Source organism: Vibrio sp. Hep-1b-8, from assembly GCF_006124995.1.
Taxonomy (GTDB): Bacteria; Pseudomonadota; Gammaproteobacteria; order Enterobacterales; family Vibrionaceae; genus Vibrio.
The window spans coordinates 108,738-114,946 of the sequence record NZ_QEWN01000109.1 but is presented as its reverse complement, the minus strand read 5'-3'; the positions used below and the strand labels follow the sequence as shown (position 1 = coordinate 114,946).

General features: G+C 43.4%; 6 protein-coding genes and 2 pseudogenes. 7 read left to right on the top strand and 1 reads right to left on the bottom strand.

The window, feature by feature from the left end; translation table 11 throughout:
- The 4 genes and pseudogenes from DA100_RS12730 to DA100_RS12715 form a co-directional block, all read left to right on the top strand.
- Positions 1–324: transposase (locus tag DA100_RS12730; RefSeq protein WP_171052217.1), on the top strand; the 324-nt coding region annotated here is incomplete at its 5' end.
- A 107-nt stretch (positions 325–431) separates the two neighbouring features.
- On the top strand, positions 432–752 hold the full coding sequence (locus tag DA100_RS12725) for an IS66 family insertion sequence element accessory protein TnpB (RefSeq protein ID WP_138972481.1): 321 nt from the start codon (positions 432–434) through the stop codon (positions 750–752).
- Entirely contained in the window at positions 749–1,066 is a 318-nt protein-coding gene (gene tnpB, locus DA100_RS12720) for an IS66 family insertion sequence element accessory protein TnpB (protein WP_138972480.1), read from the top strand. Before DA100_RS12725 ends, tnpB begins: the two co-directional genes overlap by 4 nt.
- A 93-nt stretch (positions 1,067–1,159) precedes the next feature.
- Positions 1,160–2,542, top strand: a pseudogene (locus tag DA100_RS12715) (IS66 family transposase); the annotation flags it as partial.
- A 257-nt stretch (positions 2,543–2,799) separates the two neighbouring features.
- On the opposite strand, the gene DA100_RS12710 reads toward DA100_RS12715, so the two are convergent.
- The gene (locus DA100_RS12710; RefSeq protein WP_138972479.1) at positions 2,800–3,918 is read right to left on the bottom strand and encodes an IS110 family transposase; all 1,119 of its coding nucleotides are present in this window, start codon (positions 3,916–3,918) and stop codon (positions 2,800–2,802) included.
- A gap of 58 nt (positions 3,919–3,976) precedes the next feature.
- On the opposite strand from DA100_RS12710, the pseudogene DA100_RS12705 reads away from it, so the two are divergent.
- The 3 genes and pseudogenes from DA100_RS12705 to DA100_RS12695 form a co-directional block, all read left to right on the top strand.
- Positions 3,977–4,153: pseudogene (locus DA100_RS12705) on the top strand (transposase domain-containing protein); the annotation flags it as partial.
- A 291-nt stretch (positions 4,154–4,444) separates the two neighbouring features.
- Positions 4,445–5,101 carry a recombinase family protein gene (locus DA100_RS12700; protein ID WP_138972478.1) on the top strand — a complete coding sequence of 219 codons (657 nt, stop codon included), beginning with the start codon at positions 4,445–4,447 and terminating at the stop codon, positions 5,099–5,101.
- 310 nt (positions 5,102–5,411) lie between these two features.
- On the top strand, positions 5,412–6,128 hold the full coding sequence (locus tag DA100_RS12695; protein WP_138972477.1) for a carbonic anhydrase family protein: 717 nt from the start codon (positions 5,412–5,414) through the stop codon (positions 6,126–6,128).
- Positions 6,129–6,209: the final 81 nt, after the last annotated feature.

The window sequence follows — 6,209 nt, the reverse complement described above, 5'->3', positions numbered from 1 at the left end:
GAGAGTTATCCATTAGCCCATAAGCTTCATATCATCTTAGATGGTGCGGGATATCACCGCAGTGACTTAGTCAAAGATGCAGCGTTTGTCCTAAATATCGAACTACATTATCTTCCACCTTACAGTCCAAACCTCAACCCAATTGAGCGGCTTTGGAAGGTAATGAACGAGCAGTCGAGGAATAACGTTTACTTCAAAAATAAACGAGACTTCAAGGAAGCCATCGATCAATTTTTTACTGTGACTCTTCCAGAGATCGCAGGTTCACTGACGTCTCGAATCAATGATAATTTTCAGGTACTCAAGCCTGCATTTTCAAGTTGATTGGGTATACGTCAGCCAGAGTAATACGTAAGCGCGTCATAAAACCCGCATTCTAATCGTCTAGCCCGAATAATAAGATCAAACCTCCAACCCAAAGGAGATTTGAAATGGCTAAACAACGCACTAACCAAGAATGGCGAACCCTGTTTGAACACTATGAATCTAGCCAGCTATCACAACGGTTATTCTGTGAACGTAACGGACTGAGCCTTTCCACTTTTTACGCTAAGCGCCAACAGTTAAAGCACATCGAAAAACCGAACACGGTTGGCTTTGTTAAAGCAGAAGTCGTTGAAAAAACCACTAGGTATCAAGCCACTCACATTGCAGTGGCCAACATGACACTACTTGTAAACAATGTTGAACTGAGCATCCCACAAGGCACGCCAGCGACCTATCTTGCAGAACTTATCGGTGCGTTATCATGAAACGTATGCTCAACGCTCCCGAAATCTATCTCTATCGTAAAAGCGTCGATTTTAGAAAGTCTATCAACGGCCTGGCTGCGATTATCGAAAGTGACACCGACTTACCTTTAGGAAGTGGCGCACTGTTCCTGTTCACCAACAAACAGCGCGACAAAATCAAAGTGTTGTATTGGGATAAAATAGGCTTTGCTCTCTGGTATAAACGCCTTGAAAAAGCCAAGTACAAGTGGCCTACAAAAGAGAAAAATGAGGTGTTTACCCTGACTCAATTCGAGCTTGAGAGACTGCTTTCAGGTTCCGATTATCGGCCATAAACCCATTGAAATAAACGATTTTACAATGACTTAATCGATATTAAAGCCTTATCCACCAAGCATTCATGGCATGATTTGGGTATAATCAACGCCATGAAAAAGACGCCAAATATCAACCCAGAAAGTCAAGATGTTGCCGAGCTACAAGCGATGGTGAAAGCGATGGTGAAAGCGATGGTGAAAGCGATGGTGAAAGCGCTGATGGCGTCAGAAATCCAATTGAAACAAGAACGCCAGTCGCTACTTGAACAACTCAAACTGGCCTTCGACCGTCAGTTCGCTAGACGCTCGGAGGCGTTAAAACCTTACGATGAATCCCAAGGTGACCTCTTCAACGAAGCGGAATGTGAAGCCGCTAAAGAAGAAGAGGTTGAAGTGGTCACGACGACCACCACAACGAAGAAACGGGGTAAACGCAAGCCACTTCCAAAGACCTTGCCTCGTGAGGTTATCGAACTTGATTTAGACGACCATGAAAAGCAGTGCGCTTGCTGCCAACATAGTCTGCATAAAATCGGTGAAGACCGCAGTGAAAAGCTTGAGTTCACGCCAGCGGTGCTCAAAGTGCTGGAATATATTCGTCCTAAATATGCTTGTCGCCAGTGCGAGCAAACTCAGGACAACAGCCGCATCGCTCAAAAGCCAGCGCCACAAAGCATTATCCCTAAGAGCTTCGCCACAGAAAGCTTACTGGCCAATATCATCCTCGGTAAATATCAATACGCGATGCCACTGTATCGCCAAGAATCGCTGTTTACCCAATCGGGTATCGAACTATCACGAACCACCATGGCAAGGTGGGTTATCCAAGTCAGTGAGAAGTTCAAACCACTCTATGCCGCCCTAAAAGAGCACTTACTTCAACAAGTGGTGGTTCAGGCAGATGAAACGCCGCTCAATGTCCTCAAAGAAGATAAACAATGTTACATGTGGCTCTACTGCTCGGGCGCGGACTCGCCAGAAGCTGCACTCCCCAATGTGAAGAATATCGCCTTGTACGACTATCAAAACAGTCGCGCGAGGTCGTGCCCTGTTGCCTTCTTGGGTAACTATGATGGCTATCTGCAAACCGATGGTTATGGTGCTTATGATGGGCTTCATCTCGTCACCAATGTCGGTTGCTTTGCGCATGCACGGCGTAAGTTCATGGACGCGAAAAAGCTTCAAGGCAAAGGCAAGTCAGGTAAAGCGCTGGCCAAAATCCAGAAGCTTTATGGGATAGAATCACGCTTAAAAGGTGAGTCTGCTGAAAAACGAAGAGCAGAGCGTCAAACAGACGCCAAACCGATACTCGATGAGCTTTACGAATGGATGACAACTCAACAAGTGCTTGAGTCTAGCCCGCTGGGTAAAGCGATAAAGTACACTCTTGGTCAATGGCCAAAGCTCATTCGTTATATCGATGACGGTCACTTATCGATAGACAATAACCGTGCTGAACGCGCCATTAAGCCGCTGGTTATTGGCAGAAAGAACTCTTATGACCTTTTTCAAGTTTTTCGACAAAACCTCTCTCTCCTCTGTGAGGCGAGGCATGTTTTCAACGCTAGAATCGCCTGAAAGTGAATCAGCAATTACTTGGGTTATACATACTCTTATTCGGGGATCTTTAGCCCCAACATGGTTTTTGTAATGAGTTTACCTCTATCTGGCTGCTAGTATCTAACCGAGTGGTCGACTTAAATTCTTAACGAGGATTACTCACCTTGATCTTCTTCACTTTCAGGCAAATTTTATGCTTTCTGGCTCCGTGTGGATACAGCAATATCCCACATAAAGCCAAGCAATTCTCTTGCAACAGCAGTAATGGCGACTTGTGATTTCTTTCCCTTAGCAACTAAGCTCCGATAGCGAAAGCACAACCTTTGCTGAGCCTTCCAAGAAATATCTTTGGCCTCTTGGCAGACGCTGTCGGGACGGTAAGTCACTAACCAGTTACCAACTTTTGCATTATTCCTGTAAGCCCATGCTGCCTCATACAGCAGCCGTCTTAACTCAACATTACCAGCTTTAGTAATTCCGAATTTACGAGTAGTGCTACCACTAGAGTACTCACCAGGTATTAGGCCAAGGAATGCCATAATTTGCTTAGGATTACTAAATCGTGAAAAGTCTCCGAGTTCAGTCGCTACAGAGATAGCGATGGTACGACCAACACCTTTTAACGCTTGTAACTGATTGACGAGGTTGTATAAGGACCAATTAGGTAGTAATCGATCAATTTCTTGGTCTAGTTGCTCTATTCGATTTTCTATTTGCTCTAAGCTCTGTCGATAATGCTCGTATGCTATTTGCTGGGAGGCGATAGGAAAAGATTGATTTGCGAGCCATACTCGGTGGCGAACAGTCCACATTTTTTTCTCGTAACGTTTTCCTGTTCTCAGAAGAATACTCTGGATACGTTGCTTAGCAACCTTAGTATCTTTTTTCGCACAGCTTCTAGCTCTAACTAGATCGCGCATAGCTTCATGTGTCATGTCGGGAACCCAGACATCTACCAACTCACCCGCTCTTAATAGTCGAGCGAGAGCAACTGCATCTCGATGATCATTTTTGATCTTATTAGTCGATATCTTAGGAATTCTAGAGGGGGCAACAACGGTACAATCGATATTCATGCTGAGCAACAATCGATATAGTCCATAGCCAGTAGGTCCTGCTTCGTAGCAGACAAGAATAGAGCCGTGGAGCTTGATGAGCTTCTTCATTAGCCGAATGACGGAGTCTTTTGCTGAAGAAATATTGCCATAGAATCGCACTTCCCCTTGCCGTTCTGGGTTTGCAACCGCAACGGCAATAGTGTCCTTGTGTACATCTAGCCCAATGTAAGCAGAGTAGTTGACGGATTTCATATTGATGACCTCCAAAAATGCACCATAGGTGAGTCTTAGTATATAAGGTCATACCATCTGGCTCTTCTCGACCAATCCCAATGGAGCTGAAGCGAGTGCGATGCTTTACAGTATCGTCGAGACCGCGAAAGCCAATGGTCTTATCCTTTACGACTACATGGTCAAGTGTATGAAAGAGCTGGCGAAAGCGGAGCCAGATATCGATGCGCTCCTGCCTTGGAACTTCAAACACTAGCAGTGTCGCCCCGTGTGATCATGGGGCGCTTACGTTCAAGTATTCGATCTCGTTCATTGTTATAAATTACCAGGATATTGATATCAAAAAGTACTATTTAAGTGTGATAAATACAGTTAGAAGGCACATTCTGTTGGTCATCGATACTGTAAATTGGATTTGTAAAAAAAATCTATGAATTTTGGGTATACCCTATGATCACACATAAAAAGTGGCAGTTTTTATATATTTGTCATGACCTATATGTCATGCTAAATTAGATCATAACTTAAATGTCACTTCGGACCGATTATGTACATCTTTGGCTATCTTAGAGCATCAACAAGCAACCAAAATGCAAAACGAGCACAGAGCACCTTACGTAGTTTTGTACAGGAAAAAGGGTTTCGCATAGCTGGTTGGTACATTGAAAATGAATCAGGTGCTTCACTACAAAGACCTGAGCTTCTTCGTTTACTTGATGATGCTGCGAAAGGCGATGCAATCATCATTGAACAAATAGACAGGCTTTCTCGTCTGGATGAGAAAAGTTGGTTCACATTAAAACAAATGCTGCACGAGAAAGAACTCAAAGTGATTAGCCTGGATTTGCCAACCAGTCATATCGCGTTCTCTCCCCAAATTACCGATGAATTTACCGGATCGATGATCAAAGCGATAAATAGCATGATGATGGATATGTTAGCGGCTATCGCAAGGAAAGATTACAAAGATCGCCGCCGCCGTCAGGCTGAAGGTATAAATAAAGCCAAAGGGGAAGGTAAATATAGAGGGCGGCAAGCTGACTTAGATCTACACGAAAAAATCTATCAACTACGAGTTATCAATAAGCTCAGTATTCGCGATACCGCTAAACTCACCAATGTATCGGATCGTACAGTGATACGAGTGGCTAAGAAGTTGGCAAATGAGCGTTCATTGGGCTTCAATCCCCCTAAACAAGATTAGAAGTATTGTCACTCTTGGTTTACCCCTGCTTTAAGTGCTATCACTTACGCCATGATTAAAGCGCTGAACAAACTTACAGGGCTTGGTATGCCTGAAACTCAGTGTGTTGTATAAGAATTAATCAATTGCAGGCAGTTTGGTTCTCTGACCAAATTATGCAACAAAGCCCTAGAGACAAAAGGCAACACTAAATAAACAAGGCGACAAACTAAGTTAAATGTTTGTCATATTTGAATTTTAGCCAATCGATAACGTTCGCGTGTGTGTATTATCCCTATCGACATACAAGAAACTAAGAGACGTTATTCAAATGAAAAAAACACTACTCACGTTATCACTATCTTTCCTTACACTAGGTAGCGCCTACGCATCAGAATGGGGTTATGATGATCAGCATGGGCCTGCGCATTGGGGAACATTCGCACAAGATTGTTCGATGACAAAAAACCAAAGTCCAATCAACATTGAACAATCCACACAATCCACACTAGAAGCCCTTAACATCTCGTATTCTGGTAAAGTCATTGGATTCACCAACAATGGACATACCTTACAAGCCCAAGTTGATGGTCAAAATACACTGACCATCGATGGTAAAACCTTTGAGCTTCAACAGTTCCATTTCCATACCCCTTCTGAAAACATGATAAAAAATCATCAATATCCACTGGAAGCCCATTTCGTTCATGCTAATGGTGACGGAGAACTGGCAGTAATATCGGTAATGTTTGATGAAGCTCAACCTAATAGCGCTCTGACTCAGCTTATCCGTCATATTCCAGAAAAAGACAACACCGATTTTTTCAGTGATGGTTTTAAAATTCGTGAACTGCTACCAGAAAGCGCACACTATTACCGTTTCAACGGTTCACTCACTACACCGCCTTGCTCTGAAGGTGTACGTTGGTTCGTGTTAAAAGACACGCAATCGCTTTCAAAAGAACAAGCATCCAAATTCATGAGTGTTATGGGACAAAATAACCGCCCATTACAACCATTAAATGCCCGAGTTGTGTTATCAAACTAGGGAAGGTGCTAATAAGTCCTGCAATTTAGGTCTTTATCAAGCCTTTACTTTGCCAGCCTAAATTTCACACGCTAAATGTCG

Excerpts from the sequence above, each read along its gene's own strand:
- DA100_RS12695 (WP_138972477.1), top strand. The coding sequence starts at position 5,412 with ATGAAAAAAACACTACTCACGTTATCACTATCTTTCCTTACACTAGGT.
- DA100_RS12700 (WP_138972478.1), top strand. The coding sequence starts at position 4,445 with ATGTACATCTTTGGCTATCTTAGAGCATCAACAAGCAACCAAAATGCA.
- tnpB (WP_138972480.1), top strand. The coding sequence starts at position 749 with ATGAAACGTATGCTCAACGCTCCCGAAATCTATCTCTATCGTAAAAGC.
- DA100_RS12710 (WP_138972479.1), bottom strand. The coding sequence starts at position 3,918 with ATGAAATCCGTCAACTACTCTGCTTACATTGGGCTAGATGTACACAAG.
- DA100_RS12725 (WP_138972481.1), top strand. The coding sequence starts at position 432 with ATGGCTAAACAACGCACTAACCAAGAATGGCGAACCCTGTTTGAACAC.